1 protein-coding gene is annotated in these 402 nt (G+C 75.4%); it reads left to right on the forward strand.

Annotated elements, in window-relative coordinates; translation table 11 throughout:
* A partial coding sequence (locus HTZ82_RS09770) for a CdaR family transcriptional regulator (RefSeq protein WP_175408925.1) occupies positions 1 to 392 on the forward strand: 392 nt, incomplete at its 5' end.
* Positions 393 to 402: the final 10 nt, after the last annotated feature.

Here is a 402-nt window from a genome sequence, read left to right on the forward strand (position 1 = left end):
CGGCGGGGCTGCGGCACGCCGCCGAGACGGCCACGGCCGCGCAGGGCCTCCCGGACCGGCCCTGGCACGACGCGCGGCGCCTGGACATCGACCTGCTGCTGTGGCGGCTGCACCGGCACGACGACACGGCGCTGGCGGCGTTCGTTGACCGGGCGATCGGCCCGCTCCGCGCCCACGACGCGACGTCCCGCCCGCCGCTGCTCCCCACCCTGGAGACGTACCTGGCCCACGCGGGCCGCAAGGCGGAGACGGCTCGCGAACTGCACTTGAACCGTCAGACGCTGTACAACCGCCTGGCCCGCATAGCCGACCTCCTCGGCACGGACCTGGACGACCCCCAGACGGTCCTGGCCCTCTCCCTGGCCCTGCGCGCCCGCCGCCACGTGTCATGATCCAGCCCCT

This window comes from Streptomyces sp. TRM64462 (assembly GCF_013362995.1).
In the GTDB taxonomy this organism is placed as follows: Bacteria; Actinomycetota; Actinomycetes; order Streptomycetales; family Streptomycetaceae; genus Streptomyces.